Source organism: Novosphingobium resinovorum (genome assembly GCF_036352595.1).
Classification (GTDB): Bacteria; Pseudomonadota; Alphaproteobacteria; order Sphingomonadales; family Sphingomonadaceae; genus Novosphingobium; species Novosphingobium resinovorum_B.
In genome coordinates this window covers 88385-106205 of sequence record NZ_JAZFAX010000018.1, presented here as the reverse complement: position 1 = coordinate 106205, position 17821 = coordinate 88385, and the positions used below count along the sequence as shown (strand labels likewise).

At 67.5% G+C, this 17821-nt stretch carries 15 protein-coding genes; 10 read left to right on the top strand and 5 right to left on the bottom strand.

The genetic code is table 11. From position 1 onward, the window contains the following. Positions 1–88: 88 nt before the first annotated feature. The 6 genes from V2S85_RS16980 to V2S85_RS16955 are packed head-to-tail and all read left to right on the top strand — an operon-like array spanning position 89 to position 7762. Positions 89–1636, top strand: a complete 1548-nt coding sequence (locus V2S85_RS16980; RefSeq protein ID WP_330704026.1) for a hypothetical protein — start codon at positions 89–91, stop codon at positions 1634–1636. Next, on the top strand, positions 1633–2136 hold the full coding sequence (gene accB / locus V2S85_RS16975; protein WP_330704025.1) for an acetyl-CoA carboxylase biotin carboxyl carrier protein: 504 nt from the start codon (positions 1633–1635) through the stop codon (positions 2134–2136). The genes V2S85_RS16980 and accB overlap by 4 nt, the downstream gene beginning before the upstream one ends. Before the next feature lie 4 nt (positions 2137–2140). Beyond that, complete coding sequence (locus V2S85_RS16970; RefSeq protein WP_330704024.1) at positions 2141–3508, top strand: acetyl-CoA carboxylase biotin carboxylase subunit; 1368 nt, start codon at positions 2141–2143, stop codon at positions 3506–3508. Between the two features lie 5 nt (positions 3509–3513). Further along, positions 3514–4971 (top strand): pyruvate carboxylase, encoded by a 1458-nt coding sequence (locus V2S85_RS16965; protein ID WP_330704023.1) that lies wholly within the window; start codon positions 3514–3516, stop codon positions 4969–4971. A 17-nt stretch (positions 4972–4988) separates the two neighbouring features. Continuing rightward, a complete protein-coding gene (locus V2S85_RS16960; RefSeq protein ID WP_330704022.1) occupies positions 4989–6539 on the top strand; it encodes a class I adenylate-forming enzyme family protein in 1551 nt (516 codons plus the stop codon). Then, positions 6539–7762, top strand: coding sequence for a thiolase family protein (locus V2S85_RS16955; RefSeq protein WP_330704021.1), 1224 nt, complete (start codon positions 6539–6541; stop codon positions 7760–7762). The genes V2S85_RS16960 and V2S85_RS16955 overlap by 1 nt, the downstream gene beginning before the upstream one ends. 197 nt (positions 7763–7959) lie before the next feature. On the opposite strand, the gene surE is transcribed toward V2S85_RS16955, so the two are convergent. Next, entirely contained in the window at positions 7960–8730 is a 771-nt protein-coding gene (surE, locus tag V2S85_RS16950; RefSeq protein WP_330704020.1) for a 5'/3'-nucleotidase SurE, read from the bottom strand. Between the two features lie 144 nt (positions 8731–8874). Between surE and V2S85_RS16945 the strand changes: the two genes are divergently transcribed. From V2S85_RS16945 to V2S85_RS16930, 4 genes are read left to right on the top strand one after another with little or no spacing between them, the layout of a single operon-like run. Then, on the top strand, positions 8875–9624 hold the full coding sequence (locus tag V2S85_RS16945; RefSeq protein ID WP_330704019.1) for a PEP-utilizing enzyme: 750 nt from the start codon (positions 8875–8877) through the stop codon (positions 9622–9624). After that, positions 9624–10238 carry a hypothetical protein gene (locus tag V2S85_RS16940; RefSeq protein WP_330704018.1) on the top strand — a complete coding sequence of 205 codons (615 nt, stop codon included), beginning with the start codon at positions 9624–9626 and terminating at the stop codon, positions 10236–10238. Before V2S85_RS16945 ends, V2S85_RS16940 begins: the two co-directional genes overlap by 1 nt. Positions 10239–10240: 2 nt before the next feature. After that, positions 10241–11947, top strand: coding sequence for a pyruvate, phosphate dikinase (locus tag V2S85_RS16935; protein ID WP_330704017.1), 1707 nt, complete (start codon positions 10241–10243; stop codon positions 11945–11947). A 4-nt stretch (positions 11948–11951) separates the two neighbouring features. Then, positions 11952–12347, top strand: coding sequence for an acetyl-CoA carboxylase biotin carboxyl carrier protein subunit (locus V2S85_RS16930; RefSeq protein ID WP_330704016.1), 396 nt, complete (start codon positions 11952–11954; stop codon positions 12345–12347). 3 nt (positions 12348–12350) lie between these two features. Here the strand turns inward: V2S85_RS16930 and paoC are convergent, their stop codons facing one another. The 4 genes from paoC to V2S85_RS16910 all read right to left on the bottom strand — a co-directional run bounded on the left by paoC (position 12351) and on the right by V2S85_RS16910 (position 17784). Next, positions 12351–14558 carry an aldehyde oxidoreductase molybdenum-binding subunit PaoC gene (paoC, locus tag V2S85_RS16925; protein ID WP_330704015.1) on the bottom strand — a complete coding sequence of 736 codons (2208 nt, stop codon included), beginning with the start codon at positions 14556–14558 and terminating at the stop codon, positions 12351–12353. After that, a complete protein-coding gene (locus tag V2S85_RS16920; protein ID WP_330704014.1) occupies positions 14555–15505 on the bottom strand; it encodes a xanthine dehydrogenase family protein subunit M in 951 nt (316 codons plus the stop codon). The genes paoC and V2S85_RS16920 overlap by 4 nt, the downstream gene beginning before the upstream one ends. Then, positions 15502–16140, bottom strand: a complete 639-nt coding sequence (paoA, locus tag V2S85_RS16915; protein ID WP_008832260.1) for an aldehyde dehydrogenase iron-sulfur subunit PaoA — start codon at positions 16138–16140, stop codon at positions 15502–15504. The genes V2S85_RS16920 and paoA overlap by 4 nt, the downstream gene beginning before the upstream one ends. A 321-nt stretch (positions 16141–16461) precedes the next feature. After that, positions 16462–17784 carry an MFS transporter gene (locus V2S85_RS16910; protein WP_330704013.1) on the bottom strand — a complete coding sequence of 441 codons (1323 nt, stop codon included), beginning with the start codon at positions 17782–17784 and terminating at the stop codon, positions 16462–16464. Positions 17785–17821 lie beyond the last annotated feature (37 nt).

Genomic DNA, 17821 nt, shown 5'->3' with positions numbered 1-17821 from the left:
ATTCTATCGATCAAAATCGTAGGACGATATTGACAGACCACGAAGCTGCAGTCCACAAGGTTCGCAACAAAGACAAGGGCAGGGGATGATGACCGACTACGTTCGCTTGCTGGAGGCCAACAACGCTATCCAGACCATAGGTGATGATACCTATTGGCTCTGTGTGACGCGCACCGTGCAGGAATCGAAGCTGTTTCCCGTGCCGTCGTACATGCTGCTTTCGTACCTCTGCTGCTTCTACCGCTACCCGGAATTGCTGCGGAAGGTGGAGGCGGTGATGCCGGCCGAGGAAGTGGGCGACCGCTCGCGCCTGATCGGCGGCAAGCTGGGTAACCTGCCGGGCTGGGCGCTGCCGACCTTCTACCTGCTGGGCCGTGAGATACTCATCAACTTCGGCATGCTCGCGCCCGAGGATGCGGCGGAGGATGTGGCTTATGTCATGGACTTCTGGCGCCGCTTCAAGCTGGCGCAGCAGCGCGAGGACGGGCACCTCAACGCCCGCGAATTCGGCCAGCGCGTGCAGCACCTGCCCGAGCGCCGGGTGCAGCGCTTCCATTCCGAACTGCTGCCCTGCAAGCCCGGCGACCGGCTCGGCCACGCGGCGCAGGCGTTTCTGGCGACGGTGTCGCAGTACGGCTTCCTCGTCTCGTGCGAAAGCCGCTGCGCACTCAACAATTCCGGGCCTTATCGCCTCGCCGAAGACCGCGAGATGATCATCCGCGACTTCTCCGATCTGGCCGAGGGCGACTATCCCTGGCTTGACGGCGTGGCGGGCGACATCCCCTTCAGCAACCTGACGGTGACGATGGAGGCCACCGGCTGCCAGTTCTACCTGATGGACGACTGGGGCAGCTTCGAATCCCGCCCCGAATTCACCGCCGACAAGCTGACCGGCGTGGGCCTCTATACGTCCGATGCGCTGTCGGGCGGCTACATCCCGGTCGGCATGGGTTCGGCCGAGGAACTGGCCGCCACTTTCGAGGATCTGACCGACCGCATCCGCAAGGCCACCGTCGAACTGTGGAAGCGCACGGCCACCTGGTCGCGCGACGAGATGATGGATGCGGGCGCGCTCGTCTACTTCTCGCTCATCAAGGAGATCGCGCATATCGCGGGCGTTTACGACGTGAACGACTGGATGACGATCGACCCGCGCGCCGACCGGTTCCGCAGCCTGTTCAACGACGAGTTCGGCCGCGATTTCCTGGGCGAGATGGTGGGCCTCGTCTCGCTGCCGAGCCAGCAGCTGAGCCGCTATGCGATGATGCAGCACAACAACAACCCGGTGCGCTACATCTCGCAGATCCCCTATTCGGTGCTGGGGCGGGAGGGCGAGGGCGGCAAGCTGACGCCGATCGGGCCGGGCGTCTCGCACCTCCCGCCCAAGCAGGACCTTTACACCACCACCGCCGGACGCTTGCCGCTGGCCGAGTACAACGCCCGCGCAAGGGCGCTGCAACCCGCGCAAATGGCGCCCGAGTATCGTTTCATCTGCGACACCACGGCCAAGTTCCACCCCGACGATGCACAGGTTCAGGCGCTCTACCGGCTTGAACAGGAAGGCTCGCCGCTGGCGGGCCGGGGCGTGGGCCTCAGCCGTGACGATGTCGAAGCCATTCGGAGTGCGCGCGCATGAGCGGCAAAGACCCTGACGAAACCTCGCTGCCCGAACTGGAACTGCTGATCGCGGAGTTCAAGCAGTCGGGCCTGCGCGAACTGCACGCACGCTGCGGCGAACTGGAGGTCTATCTCTCACAGGATGCGGATGCCTCCGGGCTTGACGCCCCGCGCGTCTCGGTCGCTGCGCCGGTTGCCAGCGCTGCACCTGCCTCCAAGGCCGCCGCGCCTGCAGCTGCCGTGGCGGCACCGGCGGGAGCGCCTGCGGTGCCGGACGGCGCGGTCGTCGTGACGGCGCCTTACCTTGGCACCTTCTACCGCGCGCCCAAGCCCGGTGCGCCCAACTATGTCGAGGTGGGCGGGCGTGTTTCCGCCGAAACCGAGGTCTGTCTGGTCGAGGTGATGAAGCTGTTCACCGCCGTGCGCGCCGGGGCTTCGGGCACGGTTCTGGAAGTGCTCGCCAGTGACGGCGATCTGGTTTCGGCCGGGCAGCCGCTCTTCGTGATCCGGCCGGAATAGCGCCATGGCCCTGTCCCGTCTCTTCATCGCCAACCGGGGGGAAATCGCCCTGCGCGTGCTGCGCGCCGCGCAAGGTCTGAACCTGGAAACCGTGATCGGCGTCTCCGATGCCGACCGCGACAGCGTGACCGCAAAGATGGCCGACCGCGCGCTGGTGCTCGGCCCCGGACCTGCGGCGAAAAGCTATCTCGACTCCCGGCTGGTGGTGCAGGCCGCCAAGGCGAGCGGCTGCGACGCGCTCCATCCCGGTTACGGCTTCCTGTCCGAACGCGCCGAACTGGCACGGCTCTGCAAGGAGCACGGCATCACTTTCGTCGGCCCCGAAGCCGACATGATCGAGGCGCTGGGCGACAAGTTGCGCGCCCGTGAGATGGCCGCCGCCGCAGGCGTACCGCTGGTGCCCGGCAGCGGTGAGATCGCCTCGGCCGCCGATGCCCGCCGCATCGCAGGCGAAATCGGCTATCCCGTGCTGCTCAAAGCGGCGGCGGGCGGCGGTGGACGCGGCATGGTCATCGTCAATGGCCCGTCCGAAGTCGAGGCCGGATACCACCGCGCCGGCGCCGAGGCGCTCGCCGCCTTCAACGACGGCACCCTGTTCATGGAACGCTTCGTGCCCGAGGCGCGCCACGTCGAAGTCCAGCTCATGGGCGACGGGCAGGGCGAGGTGATCCACTTCGGCGAGCGCGACTGCTCGGTCCAGCGCCGCTACCAGAAGGTGGTGGAGGAAGCGCCCTGCGTGGCGATGCCCGACGCCTTGCGCGCGCAGCTGCACGAAGCGGCGGTGAACCTTGCGAAAAGCGTCAACTACCGCAACGCCGGGACGTGCGAGTTCCTCTACGACGTGATGCGCGAGGAGATCTACTTCATCGAGGTCAACGCCCGCATCCAGGTGGAGCATCCGGTCAGCGAGATGGTGACTGGTCGCGATCTGGTGCAGGAACAGCTGCGCGTGGCGGCGGGCAAGGGCCTGTCGGTGCGCCAGCAGGACGTGGTGCTCACCGGCCACGCCATCGAATGCCGCATCAATGCCGAGGACACCGCGCGCGATTTCGTGCCGGTGCCGGGCACCGTCACCCGCTGGCGCCCGCCCGAGGGCGAGGGCATCCGCCTCGACAGCCACATGCGTGAAGGCGCAAGCATCCCGCCATTCTACGACAGCATGATCGGCAAGCTGATCGTCCACGCGGCCACCCGCGACGCCGCGATCGACCGCATGATCGGCGCGCTCGATGCCTTCGAGGTCGAGGGCGTGCCCACTACGATCCCGCTCCACCGCGAGATCCTTCGCGACGAGCAATTCCGGGCCAACCGGATCCACACACGCTGGCTGGAACAGGATCTGTTCACCGCGCAGCGCATGGCAGCGGAGTAATCCCCATGGCGCATATCCAGTTCCTCGACGAAACCCTGCGCGACGGCCAGCAGAGCCTGTGGGGCATGCGGATGCAGGCGGGCATGGCCCTGCCGGTGGCGCCGCTGATCGACAGGACCGGCTACCAGATCATCAGCCTTGCCGGTTCCTCGCTGTTCGAAGTGCTGATCCGGCATTGCCAGGAAGACCCCTGGGCGGGCCTCGACCTCTTGGTGAAGGCGATGCCGGACACGCCCTTGCGCGCCGGGTGCCGCTCGAACGGGTCGGTGACCTTCGGCTTCACGCCCGATGCCTTGATGGACATTTGGGTGGACCGCCTCTGCGCTCACGGCATCCGCAGCTTCTGGCTCTATGACGTGCTATTCAACATCGACAAGATGCACCGCCTCGCGCGCATCGCGAAACGGCACCAGTGCCAGGTGGCGGGAACGATGCTGTTCACGCTCTCTCCGGTCCACGACGATGCCTATTACGCGGACAAGGCGGACAAGCTTTCGGCGCTGGACGAAGTGGACAGCCTGCTGCTCTACGACACCGGCGGCGTGCTCGATCGCGACCGGATTTCCACGCTGGTCCCCGCGATCAAGGCCAAGGCGCGCGGCAAGCCGATCGAGATGCATGCCAACAACATGCTCGGCCAGTCGGCCAAATCCTACATCGACGCGATCGAGTTCGGGGTGACGACGATCCACACCGCCGTGCGTCCGATGGCCAACGGCCCCTCGATCCCTTCGGTCGAGATCATGGCCCGCAACGTCGAGATGCTGGGCCATACTCACAACCTCGATACCTCGCTGTTCAAGCCGGTGGCGGATCACTTCGAGAAGGTCGGCAAGGCCGCCGGGTTCCTGGTGAACCAGCACTTCGAGTATGACGTCACCTCGCTCAAGCACCAGATCCCGGGCGGCATGATGGGGACCCTGCGCGCGCAGCTGGTGCAGCAGAACATGCTCGACCGTCTGCCCGATGTGCTGGAGGAAGTCGCCCGCGTGCGCCGCGAGCTCGGCTATCCCGGCATGGCGACGCCGTTCGCGCAGTTGGTCGGCACGCTGGCGGTGCTCAACATCGTGACGGGCAAGCGCTACTCGGTGGTGCCGGACGAAGTGATCCAGTACGCAGCCGGTTTCTACGGCGAGCCTGTCGCGCCGATCGACGCCGACGTGTTGGACCGCATCCTGTCCAAGCCGCGCGCGAAGGAAATTCTCGCCAGCCCGCCCGAACAGCCCGACCGCGAGGAACTGCATCGCCGCCACGGCACCGGCGGGGATGACGACGAACTGCTGCTGCGCGCACTGGTGCCGTCCGCCGACATCGACCGCATGCGCCTTTCGGGCGCCCCGCGCCGGGACTATCCGACGCTGTCCTCGCCCGAACTGGATCAGGTGGCGCGGCTGATGAAGGTGGCGAACCTGCCGCTGGTGCAGCTGCGCTCCAGCCAGCTCGAACTCTCGATGCGGCGCTGACGGACGGGAACGCGCGGATGCGGATGATCGACTTCTTCGACCGCGGCGCGCGCATGGGCGCCGACCGGGCCTGCATGATCGAAGGCGATACGGTCAGCACGTATGGCGAGGTCAAGGCGCGCAGCGATGCCATCGCCCGCGCCCTGATCGCCGACGGCTTCCCGGCGGGCGGCCATGCGGCGGTGCTGAGCGGCAACAACGTTCGCGCCTTTGAGGCGATCCTGGGCATCCTGCGCGCCGACGGCGTCTGGGTGATGGCCAACAACCGCGCCTCGCTGGACGAGAACGCCTACCTGCTCGACCTGCTCGATGTGGACACGCTTTTCGTCCATTCCGAAGTGGCGGACCGGGTCGCGCATTTCCGCGAGGCTTGCCCCAACATCCGCCGCTTCATCGCGCTCGACCGCGCGTTTGCGGAGGCCGACCGCTTCCTTGGCGACATGCTCGTGGAAAGCGACGAACCTGTCCCCCAGCGCCGTTCGGGCGCGGCGGAGGAGCTGGGCTTCCTCGCCAATACCGGTGGCACCACTGGGCGCTCCAAGGGCGTGATGTTGTCGAACGGCAACTGGCAGGCGCTGGTGTCCAGCCTCGTCGCCTCGATGCCGATGAAGCGCCCGCCGGTGAACCTCGTTGCCGCGCCGATGACGCATGCGGCGGGGCCGCTCGCGCTTGCCAGCATGGCGCTGGGCGGGACGGTGGTGGTGCTGCCGCGCTTCGATGCGACCGAGGTGGTAGCGGCTATCGCGCGCCATCGTGTCACCTACATGTTCCTGCCGCCCACCGCGATCTACATGCTGCTGGCGGAGCCGTCCGCACAGACCTCCGATTTCTCCAGCCTCGAATATATCTCCTACGCCGGGGCGCCGATGTCGCTCGACCGGTTGAAGGAAGCCATCGCGCTGCTGGGCCCGGTGATGAACGCCAGCTTCGGCCAGACCGAGGCGCCGATGTGCGTCACCGCGATGCCGCCGCACGAACATCTGGACGATGCGGGCAACCTCGCGCACCCGGGTTCCTGCGGACGCGCGAACCTGCTCTCCATCGTCGAGATCATGGATGACGACGGCCGCATCCTCGGCCCCGGAGAGCGCGGCGAGATCGTCGTGCGCGGGCCGCTGGTGATGCAGGGCTACTACAAGAACCCTCAGGCGACCGCCGAAGTCTCCGCCCATGGCTGGCATCATACCGGCGACATTGGCCTGCGCGACGATCAAGGCTGGTTCTACGTGGTGGACCGCAAGAAGGACATGATCATCTCTGGCGGCTTCAACGTTTACCCCGCCGAAGTGGAGCAGGCGCTGATGGCCGATCCGCAAGTGCAGGACTGCGCCGTGATCGGCGTGCCCGACGACAAGTGGGGCGAGGCCGTCGTCGCCGTCGTCGAACCGCGCGGCGGCTGCACCATCGATTTGGACCGCCTGCTGACAGAAGCCCGCGAGCGGCTCGGCCCGGTCAAGACGCCCAAGCGGGTGGAAGTGATGGCCGCGCTGCCGCGCTCCAACGCGGGCAAGGTGCTGCGGGCCGAACTGCGCAAGCGCCACTGGCAGGCGGCGGGAAGGGCGATCTGATGCGCGACGTGGTGATCCTCGGCGTCGGCATGACGCCTTTCGGCCGTTATCTGGACAAGAGCCACGAACAGCTCACGCAGGCCGCGGTGCGGCTGGCGCTGGAGGATGCGGGGCTTGATGGTGCGGCGATCGACATGGCGGTCTATGCCAACGTCATCCAGGGCTTCTTCGCGGGCGAGATGTCGATCCCGGGCGAGTATGCGCTGCGCCCGCTGGGCATTTCTGGCGTGCGCGGGTTCCATGTCGAGCAGGCCTGCGCCAGTTCCACGGTGGGCCTGCACCTCGCGGTCGACTACGTGAAGGCGGGCCTTGCCGAAGTGGCGCTCGTCGTCGGCGTGGAGAAGCTCTACAGCGACGACCGCGCCAAGCGCTTCGCCGTGTTCCAGCAGCCGCGCGACATGGTGGAGGCGGTGGCCTATATCGAGCGAACCCGCGATCTCCTCACGCCCGTCCCGGCGGATAAGCGCGCGGCCAGCCCCAATGTGCTGATGGAAGCCTACGCCGCGCAGGCCCGTCTGCACATGGGCACTTACGGATCGACGCAGGCCCAGATCGCGGCGGTGGCGGCCAAGGATCACTGGCATTCGCAGTTCAACCCACTGGCGCAATACCGCGAGGCGATGAGTGTCGAGGAAATCCTTGCCGCGCCGCAAGTCGCCTGGCCGCTCACCAACCCGATGTGTGCGCCCATCAGCGACGGCGCGGCGGCGGCGATCGTGTGCTCGGCGGATTTCGCGAAGCGCTTCTCCGGTGCGCCGATTCGCGTGCTGGCGGCGGAAAACCGCACCGGCAGCGACCGCGCGCCCGACGACTATCCGAACCACGTCACCCGCCAGGTCGCGGCGCTGGCTTACGAGCGCGCTGGGGTCGGCCCGCAGGACGTAGACCTTGCCGAAGTCCATGACGCTAGTTCGATCGGCGAGATGATCCAGACCGAAGCGCTCGGCCTGTGCGCACAGGGAGAGGCCGGGCTCGCCGCCGAGCGCGGGGAGACGGCATTGGGCGGCCGGGTTCCGGTGAACGTCTCGGGTGGGCTGGTGTCGAAGGGGCATCCGCTGGCGGCGACCGGGCTGGGGCAGATCCACGAACTCGTCACGCAGCTGCGTGGGCAGGCCGGCAAGCGACAAGTTGAAGGCGCGTGCGTGGCTGTGGCGGAGAACTCGGGCGGGTTTTACGGTGTCGAGGACGGCATGTCGGCGGTGACGATCCTCGCGCGGGATTAAGTGTTCCCCTCAGTCATTGCGAGCGTAGCGAAGCAATCCAGGGCGGCTCAAGACTGCCCTGGCTTGCTTCGCTACGCTCGCAATGACGAAATGAGAGAGAACACGAGAGCTTCAGCCCCACCATCGTCATTGCGAGGCCCGTAGGGCCGCAGCAATCCAGGGCGTCGTAATACTGCCCCCGGACCGCCGCGTTCCCCTCACCCAAACAGCGCCTCCAGCCCCGACTTCGCCGCATGCGCCGTCATGTCGAGCTGCATCGGCGTGATCGAAATCTCCCGGTCCAGCATCGCCTGCAGGTCGTTCCCCGCAGCATGCCCGCCCGCCGGAAGGGCGATCTTCACCCAGTAATATGGGAAGTGCCGCGCATCGACGCGGCGCTCGGGGATGAACGCGCCCGGCGGCCGCTGCCCCTGCGTGGTCACGCGCATGCCGGTCACTTCGTCGGCCGGGCATTCCGGGAAGTTGACGTTCACGAACAGCCCCGGCTTCCAGTCGAAGCGCAGCAGCTTCTCGATCACGTCCCCGGCGAAACGCTCGGCATTGTCCCAGGGCACCGCGTTCGGCGGGCGGAAGCACTGGCTGAGCGCGATCGCTGGGATACCCAGCAAAGCCCCCTCCATCGCCGCCGCCGCCGTGCCGGAATAAGTGATGTCCTCGGCCAGATTCGGGCCGCGATTGATGCCGGAGATCAGGATGTCGGGCCGCTTGCCTTCGATCAGCTCGTAAATCGCCAGAAGCGCGCAGTCGGTCGGCGTGCCCTTCACCGCGAAGTGCCGCTCGTCCCGCTGCTTCACGCGAATCGGCAGCGTGGTCGAGAACGAGTGCCCCGCGCCCGAACGCTCGTCGTCCGGCGCCACGATCCACACGTCGTCGGTGAATCGGCGCACGATCTTCTCCAGCAGCACAAGGCCGGGCGCGTCGATCCCGTCGTCGTTGACGAGCAATACGCGCGGTGGGGTTCCAGTCATCCATATCCTCCCGATCATTCCCGACCGAGGGCTACGACAGCCTGCGTGCGCGGTCAAGATCGTCCGACGATTTCATCCAATCATGTTGACAGGGTGATCGGCATGCGGCATCCCTGTGCGCAACAAAGAGGATTGGGAGGGACCGTGGGCTCCGTTAAATTGCCTATCGACGACGTGCTGCACGCAGGTCCGCCGGCGACGCCGCTGGTGGAAGCCGTGCTGGACCTTGTGCGCGAACGCATCCGCGCGCGTTTCGGCGAATCGGCGCTGGACTGGGACGCCTTCGCGCTGACCGCCGCCGACGACCTCGTCACGCGTGAGGACATCGAGTCCGTCGAGGCCCGCATCCTCGCCAGCGGCCACCGCTTCGACTGGTCCGCCCGCGTCTCCGTCACCGAGCGGCCCGATGCGCACAAGCCCGATGGCACCGCTTCGGAAGCCAATACCGGCTTTGCGCATCCAGAGGCGCCCAGCGGCGACGCGGACGGTGATGGCAAGGCCCTGCGCGGCCTTGGCGACAACGTCGTGCGTTATCCCACCGACATCGTCGGCCAGGCGCTTTACGTGCGTTCGAACGAGCGGGTCATGGAACTGCTGTCGAGCGGCGTCCCCACCGGTGCCATCGCCATCATCGACGATTCGGGCGGCACCCTGACCGCGCCGATCATCGACCAGTTCGCGGGCGTGGTCTGCGCCGGGGGCTCGGTCCGCTCGCACCTCGGCATCCTGACGCGCGAGTACAACATCCCCTGCCTGATGAACGCCAAGGTGGCCGGTATCCGCGAAGGCGATCGCATCTCGGTGGAAGTCTCCGCCCCGGCTAAGACGACGGAGGACTATCAAAAGGGCGTCGAGCGCGTCGCGCGGGTCTGGGTGATCGGGGAGGCGGCGTGATGGCGACGACCATGACCGAGCGCGATCTGGTGCTCCATGCGACGGCGATCAAGCGCCATGCCCCGCTGCCCGCCATCGCCCATCTTGCCGGGCTTCCCGAAGCCACGGCGCAGGCGGTGATCGACCAGGCCGTCGCCACCGGCCGCGTGATCGAGGCGCGCGGCGCCTATGCGCTGACGCCGCTGGCGGGCGTGGCGCTCACCGCACGCTATGCGCGCCACTTTGCAGATGTGCGTGAGGATGCGGCGTTCGTCGGCGCCTACGAGGGTTTCGAGCGGATCAACCGCACGCTCAAGCAGATCATCACCGACTGGCAGACGCTGGATATCGGCGGCGCCAAGGTGGCCAACGACCATAGTGACAAGGCCCACGACGATGCGGTGATCGACCGCCTCGGCGCCCTGCACGAACAGGCCGAGCCGATCCTCGCCAAGCTGGCGAGCCGCCTGCCGCGCCTGCAATACTACGCCGACAAGCTGCTCGCCGCGCTGGAAGCGGCGGAGGACGGCGACCCCGAATGGGTCAGCGATATCCGGCGCGACAGCTACCATACCGTCTGGTTCGAACTGCACGAGGAACTGCTGCGGACCATGGGCCGCGAGCGGGAGGAATGACGATGGCCGACTGGACTCTCCTGCTCGACGGTGCCGACCTGCCCGACCGCGCGCTGATCGGCGGCAAGGCATGGTCGGTGGCGCGCATGGCCGCGCTCGGCCTCGACGTGCCGCCCGCCTTCGTCATCACCACCAAGGCCTGCCTCGCCTATCTGGAGCGCGGCGAAATGCCCGGGGGGCTGGAGGCGGAGATCGCCGCCGGGCTCGATTGGCTGCAGCGCCGCACCGGCCGCAGCTTCGGCGCGGGCGACAAGCGGCTGCTGCTCTCGATCCGATCGGGCGCGGCGATCTCGATGCCGGGCATGATGGACACCGTGCTCAACCTCGGCATCGACGATGACGGCGAAGCGGCGCTGGCGGCCGAGACGGGCCTGCCCGCCTTCGCCCGCGATACGCATCGGCGGTTCCTCGAACTCTACAGCGCGATCGTGCTCAAGCAGCCGGTCGAGCTGGAAGCGAGCGAAAGCCCGGCGCAGTGGCGCGCGGCGATCGGCGAGGTTCCGGGCGCGGTGCACGACCAGCTTCTCGGCGCGGTTCGGGCGGTGTTCGACAGCTGGAACACCCGCCGCGCCCGGCGTTACCGCGAACACAACGGCATCCCGCACGACATGGGCACGGCGGTGACGGTGCAGGCGATGGTCTTCGGCAACCTCGATGACCTGAGCGGCACCGGCGTCCTGTTCAGCCGCAATCCGCTGCAGGGCGACCCCGCACCTTATGGCGAATACCTGCCGCGCGCGCAGGGCGAGGACGTGGTTTCAGGCAAGTTCACCCCGCTTTCGCTGGGCGCGATGCAGGCGCATGTGCCCGAGGCGCACGCCGCGCTGATTGCCGCCAGCGACATGCTGGAGCGTGAGAACGGCGATGTGCAGGATATCGAGTTCACCGTGCAGTCGGGCAGGCTGTACCTGCTGCAATCCCGCTCGGCCAAGCGCGCGCCGGAGGCGGCGGTGCGGATCGCGGTGGACATGGTGGGCGAGGGGCGGATCGACGCCGCCACCGCGCTCTCCCGCGTCAGCGCCGAGCAGGTCTCGACGCTGCTGCTGCCGCGCCTCGCCCCCCACGCCGCCGAGGGCGCACAGGTGGTGGCGCAAGGCGAGGGCGCCTGCCCCGGTGTCGCCACCGGCGTGCTGGTGGCCGATTCCGACGAGGCCGAACGCCGCGCCGCCGCCGGGGAAGCGGTGATCCTGGTGCGCGCCACCACCAGTCCCGACGATGTCCACGGCATGATCGCCGCACGCGCCGTCGTGACCGAGCAGGGCGGCTCCACCTCCCATGCCGCCGTCGTCAGCCGGGCGCTGGGGCGCCCTTGCGTGGTCGGCACCGGCAGCGGCGCCCTGGCGCTGGCGGGGCAGATGGTCACCGTGGACGGCGCCAGCGGCAAGGTCTTTGCAGGCGCACTCGCAACGCAGGTGCCGCGCGAGGACGAGGACGAGCGCCTCTCCCGCCTGATCGGCTGGGCGCGCGAGCGCTGCCCGATCGAAGTGCTGCGCCCCGGGGACGCCGCCTCCGCCGATGCGGTGGACGTCGATCTGCTGCTGGCCGAAGGCACCCACGAACAGTTGGCGAGCGCGCTGGCGGGCCACGCCGCGGCGCGTGGCAGCGGCCTCGCCAATGCCGAGATCGCGCGCATCGCCCGGCGCGCGGGGATTACACGCATGATAACCGAGCCGGTGCTCCCGGCCCTTCTGGTCGCACTGGAGGACTGAGCCGATGACCTCGCCCATTCACGATATCCGCGCGATGCTGCTGCAGTTCGAGCGCTCGCCACTGAAGGACTTGTACTTCCGCTCGGCCGACTGGTCGCTGTTCCTCGCCCGGCCGGACGGCGGCGCGAACCCGCTGCTGGCGCTGGAGGAACAGGCGGTCGAGGCGGTTGTCGCGAGCGCGCAGGCGATTGTATCGCAGGCCCCGCACCTTGGCCTGTTCGAACCGTGCTGCGCGCCCGGTGACGCGGTGAAGATCGGCGACGTGTTGGCCCGCCTCGACGTGCTGGGCCGCAAGACCGAGGTGGTCAGCGCGGCCTCGGGAATAGTCAGTGCCGTGCGAGCCGCCGCCAACGACCTCGTCGAGTTTGGGGACGAACTGGTGGAAGTCGAAGCGGCCTGACGATCAGACCACTTCGCCCAGCTTGTCGAGGTGCTTGTCCAGCGTGATCGGATAGTCGCGCACGCGCACGCCGGTGGCGTTGTAGATCGCGTTCGCCACCGCCGCGCCGACGCCGCACAGGCCCAGTTCGCCCACGCCCTTGGCCTTCATCGGCGAGACCTTGTCGTCGGCTTCGTCGAGGAATACGACCTCCTGATGCGGAATGTCGGCATGGACCGGCACTTCGTACCCGGCGAGGTCGTGGTTGACGAAGAAGCCGAAGCGCTTGTCGACCGCCAGTTCCTCCATCAGCGCGCCGCCCACGCCCATGGTCATCGCGCCGATGACCTGGCTGCGCGCCGCCGTGGGGTTGAGGATGCGCCCCGCCGCGCAGACCGCCAGCATGCGCCGCACGCGCGTCTCGCCGGTGTAGCGATCGACCGCCACCTCGACGAAGTGCGCGCCGAAGGTGGACTGCTGGAACTTCTTGCCTAGATCGCCGAACTCGATCGAGTCTTCCACCACGATCTCGCCGCCCTTGGCCGCAGCAGCAATGTCCGCGACGCGGTTGCCGACGTGGACTTGTCCATTCTCGAACACCGCCTCGCCCGGCCCGAAGCCCAGCTTGCCGACGATCGCCTCTCGCAGCTTGACGCAGGCGGCATAGAGCCCCGCCGTCGAGGAGTTCGCGCCCCACTGCCCGCCCGATCCGGCCGAGACCGGGAACGAGGAATCGCCCAGCTTCACCGTCACCTTGGCAAGCGGCACGCCCATCATCTCGGCCGCGGTCTGCGCCATGATGGTGTAAGTGCCGGTGCCGATGTCGGTCATGTCGGTTTCGACCGTCACCTGCCCCGAGGGGCTGAGGCGGACGCGCGCGCCGGACTTCATGTTGAGGTTGTTGCGGAACGCCGCCGCCACGCCCATGCCGATCAGCCAGCGGCCGTCCTGCACTTGGCCCGGAGCCTTGCGCCGCGCCCAGCCGAAGCGCTCGGCGCCCTCTTCCAGGCAGCGCACGAGGTTGCGCTGCGAGAACGGGCGCTCGGGCTTTTCGGGATCGACCTGGGTATCGTTGATGACGCGCAGCTTCACCGGGTCCATGCCCAGCTTCTCGGCCAGTTCGTCGACGGCGATTTCCAGCGCCATCAGGCCGGGCGCCTCGCCCGGCGCGCGCATGGCGTTGGCTTCGGGCAGGTCGAGAACGGCGAGACGCAGCGCGGTCATGCGGTTGGCGCCCGCGTAGAGCAGCTTGGTCTGCTGCGTGGCGCTTTCCGGGCCGCCGCCTTCGAGATCGCCCGACCAGCTTTCATGGCCGATCGCGGTCAGCTTGCCGTCCTGCGTCGCGCCGAGGCGGATGCGCTGGATCGTCGCGGGGCGGTGCGTGGTGTTGTTGCCCATGAACGGACGCGGCAGCGCGACCTTGACCGGACGCTTCGCCGCCTTCGCACCCAGCGAGGCCATGAGCACGTCCGAGCGCAGGAACAGCTTACCGCCGAAACCGCCGCCGATATAAGGCGCAATCAGGCGGACGTTCTCAGGGGGAATCTGCAGCGTGCGGGCAAGGTCGCCCGCACCCCACGCGACCATTTGGTTGGCGCTCCAGACCGTGAGCTTGTCGCCCTCCCACGCGGCAATGGTGGCATGCGGCTCCATCATCGCGTGGCTCTGGTCGGGCGTGGTGTACATCTGGTCGAGCTGCACCGGCGCGGCGGCGAAGGCTCCCGCGAAGTCGCCCACGGCGGTCGGCGCGTCCGAACCGGTGGCATCGGGCGCATCGACCTTGGCCACGGCGAGGTCGAAGGCGCCGCCGTCGCGCGCATAATCGACGTCGATCAGTGCGGCGGCGGAGCGGGCCTGCTCGAACGTCTCGGCGACGACCACGGCGATCGCCTGATGGTAATGCTGGATCTTCGGGCCGCCGAGCAACATCGCGGTGTTGAAGTTGCCCTTGGCGATCTTGCCCGCGTTGCGGTGCGTGACTACGGCGACCACGCCCGGCGCGCGTTCGGCGCGGGAGGTGTCCATCGAGCGGATCGTGCCCTTCGCCACCGCCGAGCCGACGACGTAGCCGTAAGCAGGGCCAGAGTCAGGGGCGCCCGGCAATTCCTGATGCTCGTACGCGTAAGGCGCGTGGCCGGTGACCTTGAGCGGGCCGTCGATGCGCGTGGTGGGCTTGCCGACGACCTTCATGCGGTCGATCGGGTTGGTCCCTGCGGGTTGATCGAACTTCATGCTTTTGCCTCCGCGAGAACGGCAGCGATGGTGCGCTGGGCGAGGGTCAGCTTGAATGCATTGTCCTCGCGCGGGGTGGCCCCGGCGAAGAGGCGGTCGGCGACGGACTTCGAGCCCTTGGGCAGCAGCGCGTCGGCTTCCTCGACGCGCCACGGCTTGGGCGCGACGCCGCCGAGCGCGACAGCGCCCTTGCCGTCCTTGCCGATCACCGCCGCGACGGAGACGAGCGCGAAGGCGTAGGACGCACGATCGCGCACCTTGCGGTAGATATGCGTGCCGCCGCGCGGTTTCGGCAGGGCGACGGAGATAATCATCTCGCCCTTCTCCAGTGCAGTTTCCACGTGCGGGGTCTGCCCCGGCAGCGTGTGGAAGTCCGCGATGGGAATGGCGCGGGTGGTGCCGTCGGGGCGGATCGTCTCGACCGAGGCATCGAGCACGCGCATCGCCACCGCCATGTCGCTGGGATGCGTGGCGATACAGGCGTCGCTGGTGCCGATCACGCCGAGCGGACGGCTGAAACCGCCGATCGCCGCGCAGCCCGATCCGGGCTTGCGCTTGTTGCAGGGCATGTTGACGTCGTAGAAATACGGGCAGCGGGTGCGCTGGAGCAGGTTGCCCGCCGTCGTCGCCTTGTTACGCAGCTGGCCCGAAGCGCCCGCAACGAGCGCGCGGGTGAGCACGCCGTAGTCCTTGCGCACACGCGCGTCGGCGGCGAGGTCGGTGTTGCGCACCAGCGCACCGATGCGCAGGCCGCCGCCGTCTATGGCTTCGATTTTATCCATACCGAGGCCGTTGACGTCGATCAGGTGCGTCGGCGTCTCGATCTCCAGCTTCATCAGGTCGAGCAGGTTGGTGCCACCCGCGATGAAGCGCGCGCCCGGCGTCGCGGCGACTTTCGCAGCCGCATCCTGCGCGCTGGTAGCGCGCTCGTAAGTGAACGGCCTCATGCCTTCACTCCTGCGACCTGAGCCATGGCCTCGGCGATATTGGAGTAAGCGCCGCAGCGGCAGATGTTGCCGCTCATCCGTTCGCGCATCTCGGTCGTCGTCATCGGCGAGGGCTTGGAGACGTCTGCGGTGACATGGCTGGGCACGCCGGCGCGGATTTCCTCCAGCACCGCGACGGCCGAGCAGATCTGGCCCGGGGTGCAGTAGCCGCACTGGTAGCCGTCATGCTCGACGAACGCCGCCTGCATCGGGTGCAGGTTGTCCGGGCTGCCGAGGCCCTCGATGGTGGTCACCTCGTCGCCCTCGTGCATCACCGCCAGGGTCAGGCACGAGTTGATGCGGCGGCCGTTGACGATGACCGTGCAGGCGCCGCACTGGCCGTGGTCGCAGCCCTTCTTGGTGCCGGTCAGCTTCACATGCTCGCGCAGGGCATCAAGCAGCGTGGTGCGGGTGTCCAGCTCCAGCCGGGTCGCCTTGCCGTTGATCTTGAGGCTGACGGCGGCATGCGGCGGCGCGGCGGTTTGGGCCTGCGCCATCGCCACGTTGCCAGGGCCGAGCGAACCGGCGATCGCCGCGCCCGTCGCACTGGTCTTGAGAACGTCGCGCCGAGAGATCGCTCCGTATCCTTCCGTCATGGGTGATGCTTTCTTTCAAGGGGCGACCACGGCAAAACCGCAGCCGGTTCACGCCTTCCTTGCCCAAGGCGCGCCCTATGTGACCATCAACCCACTCTGCCCGGATAAGTTGCCCTGCGCTACGGCGTCACGATTGCATGCGATGTTGAGTAATGTTCATCACTGTGCACAGCATAACTATACACGGCAGAATATAGTACCGCCCCGCATGTCGATATTGGATTACACCTCTTCTCGTCATTGCGAGCGCAGCGAAGCAATCCAGAGCGGCGCAAGACTGCCCTGGATTGCTTCGCTTCACTCGCAACGACGATGCAGGCTCTAGGCCGTGGCTACGCGGTCCAGCGGATTTTCGCGCCGGGTATCCGGCAGCATCAGCGCCGCTACGAGCGACACCACGCAGAAGGCAGTGACGTACCAGTAGAAGCCCTGCTCCATGCCGATCTGCTTGAAGGCGAAGGCCACGTTCTCCGCTGTGCCGCCGAACAGCGCGTTGGCCACACCATAGGCAAGGCCCACGCCCAGCGCGCGGACATGGACGGGGAACAGCTCCGCCTTGAACAGCCCGCTGACGGAAGTGTAGAAACTGCAGATCGTCAGCCCCGCCGCGATCAGCAGGAACGCGGTGACCGGGCTCTTCGTCACCGCCAGCGCGCTGAACAGCGGCACCGTGAACACCACGCCCAGCGCGGCGAAGGCGACGATGTTGTTGCGCCGCCCGATCCGGTCGGAGAGCAGGCCCATCAGCGGCTGCTGGATCATGAACACGATCAGCACCGCCGTCATCATCAGCGTCGCCGTCTCCTTGGCCATGCCGACGGTCAGGACGAGGAACTTCTGCATATAGGTGGTGAAGGAATAGAACATCAGGCTGCCGCCCGCCGTCAGCGCCGCGACGATCAGGAAAGCGCGGGTCGAGTGGCGGAACAGTTCCGCAAGGCTTCCAGCCTCGGCGCCTTCACGGTCCTTCGCGTCGGCGGTTTCGTGCATGTGGTCGCGCAGGATGACAATGCACCCGGCGGCGACCGCGCCGATCAGGAAGCCGATCCGCCAGCCCCACGCCTTCATCCCGGCATCGCCCAAAAGCTGTTGCAGCACCAGGATCACCAGCGTCGCGGTCAGCTGCCCGCCGATCAGGGTGACGTACTGGAACGAGGACCAGAACCCCCGCCGCTTCGGCCCGGCGATCTCGGAAAGGTACGTCGCTGCCGTGCCGTACTGCCCGCCGGTCGAGAAGCCCTGCAGCATGCGTCCCACCAGCAGCAGTGCCGGAGCCGCGACGCCGATCGTCGCGTATGTCGGAAGCGACGCGATCAGCAGTGCCCCCGCACCCATCATCAGCACCGAGACGACCATCGCCTTCTGCCGCCCGTGCCGGTCGGCATAACGCCCGAAGAACCACCCGCCTATCGGCCGCATCAGGAAGCCCACCGCGAAGATGCCGCTGGTCGCCATGACCTGCACCAGCGCGTCGCTCTTGGGGAAGAACTCGGAGGAGAAATAGAGCGCGGTGAAGGCGTAGACGTAGAAGTCGTACCACTCGATCAGATTGCCCGCGGAGCCCGCGACGATGGCCTTGAAGCGCATCCTGTCCGTCAGTTGCGGGGCCTCGGGGGTGGGTTCGATCGTGAGAGGGTGCGACATACGATACCTTTCATCATCCAGAACCGCTGGCAGCTTG

Excerpts from the sequence above, each read along its gene's own strand:
- V2S85_RS16980 (WP_330704026.1), top strand. The coding sequence starts at position 89 with ATGACCGACTACGTTCGCTTGCTGGAGGCCAACAACGCTATCCAGACC.
- accB (WP_330704025.1), top strand. The coding sequence starts at position 1,633 with ATGAGCGGCAAAGACCCTGACGAAACCTCGCTGCCCGAACTGGAACTG.
- V2S85_RS16970 (WP_330704024.1), top strand. The coding sequence starts at position 2,141 with ATGGCCCTGTCCCGTCTCTTCATCGCCAACCGGGGGGAAATCGCCCTG.
- V2S85_RS16965 (WP_330704023.1), top strand. The coding sequence starts at position 3,514 with ATGGCGCATATCCAGTTCCTCGACGAAACCCTGCGCGACGGCCAGCAG.
- V2S85_RS16960 (WP_330704022.1), top strand. The coding sequence starts at position 4,989 with ATGCGGATGATCGACTTCTTCGACCGCGGCGCGCGCATGGGCGCCGAC.
- V2S85_RS16955 (WP_330704021.1), top strand. The coding sequence starts at position 6,539 with ATGCGCGACGTGGTGATCCTCGGCGTCGGCATGACGCCTTTCGGCCGT.
- surE (WP_330704020.1), bottom strand. The coding sequence starts at position 8,730 with ATGACTGGAACCCCACCGCGCGTATTGCTCGTCAACGACGACGGGATC.
- V2S85_RS16940 (WP_330704018.1), top strand. The coding sequence starts at position 9,624 with ATGGCGACGACCATGACCGAGCGCGATCTGGTGCTCCATGCGACGGCG.
- V2S85_RS16935 (WP_330704017.1), top strand. The coding sequence starts at position 10,241 with ATGGCCGACTGGACTCTCCTGCTCGACGGTGCCGACCTGCCCGACCGC.
- V2S85_RS16930 (WP_330704016.1), top strand. The coding sequence starts at position 11,952 with ATGACCTCGCCCATTCACGATATCCGCGCGATGCTGCTGCAGTTCGAG.
- paoC (WP_330704015.1), bottom strand. The coding sequence starts at position 14,558 with ATGAAGTTCGATCAACCCGCAGGGACCAACCCGATCGACCGCATGAAG.
- V2S85_RS16920 (WP_330704014.1), bottom strand. The coding sequence starts at position 15,505 with ATGAGGCCGTTCACTTACGAGCGCGCTACCAGCGCGCAGGATGCGGCT.
- paoA (WP_008832260.1), bottom strand. The coding sequence starts at position 16,140 with ATGACGGAAGGATACGGAGCGATCTCTCGGCGCGACGTTCTCAAGACC.
- V2S85_RS16910 (WP_330704013.1), bottom strand. The coding sequence starts at position 17,784 with ATGTCGCACCCTCTCACGATCGAACCCACCCCCGAGGCCCCGCAACTG.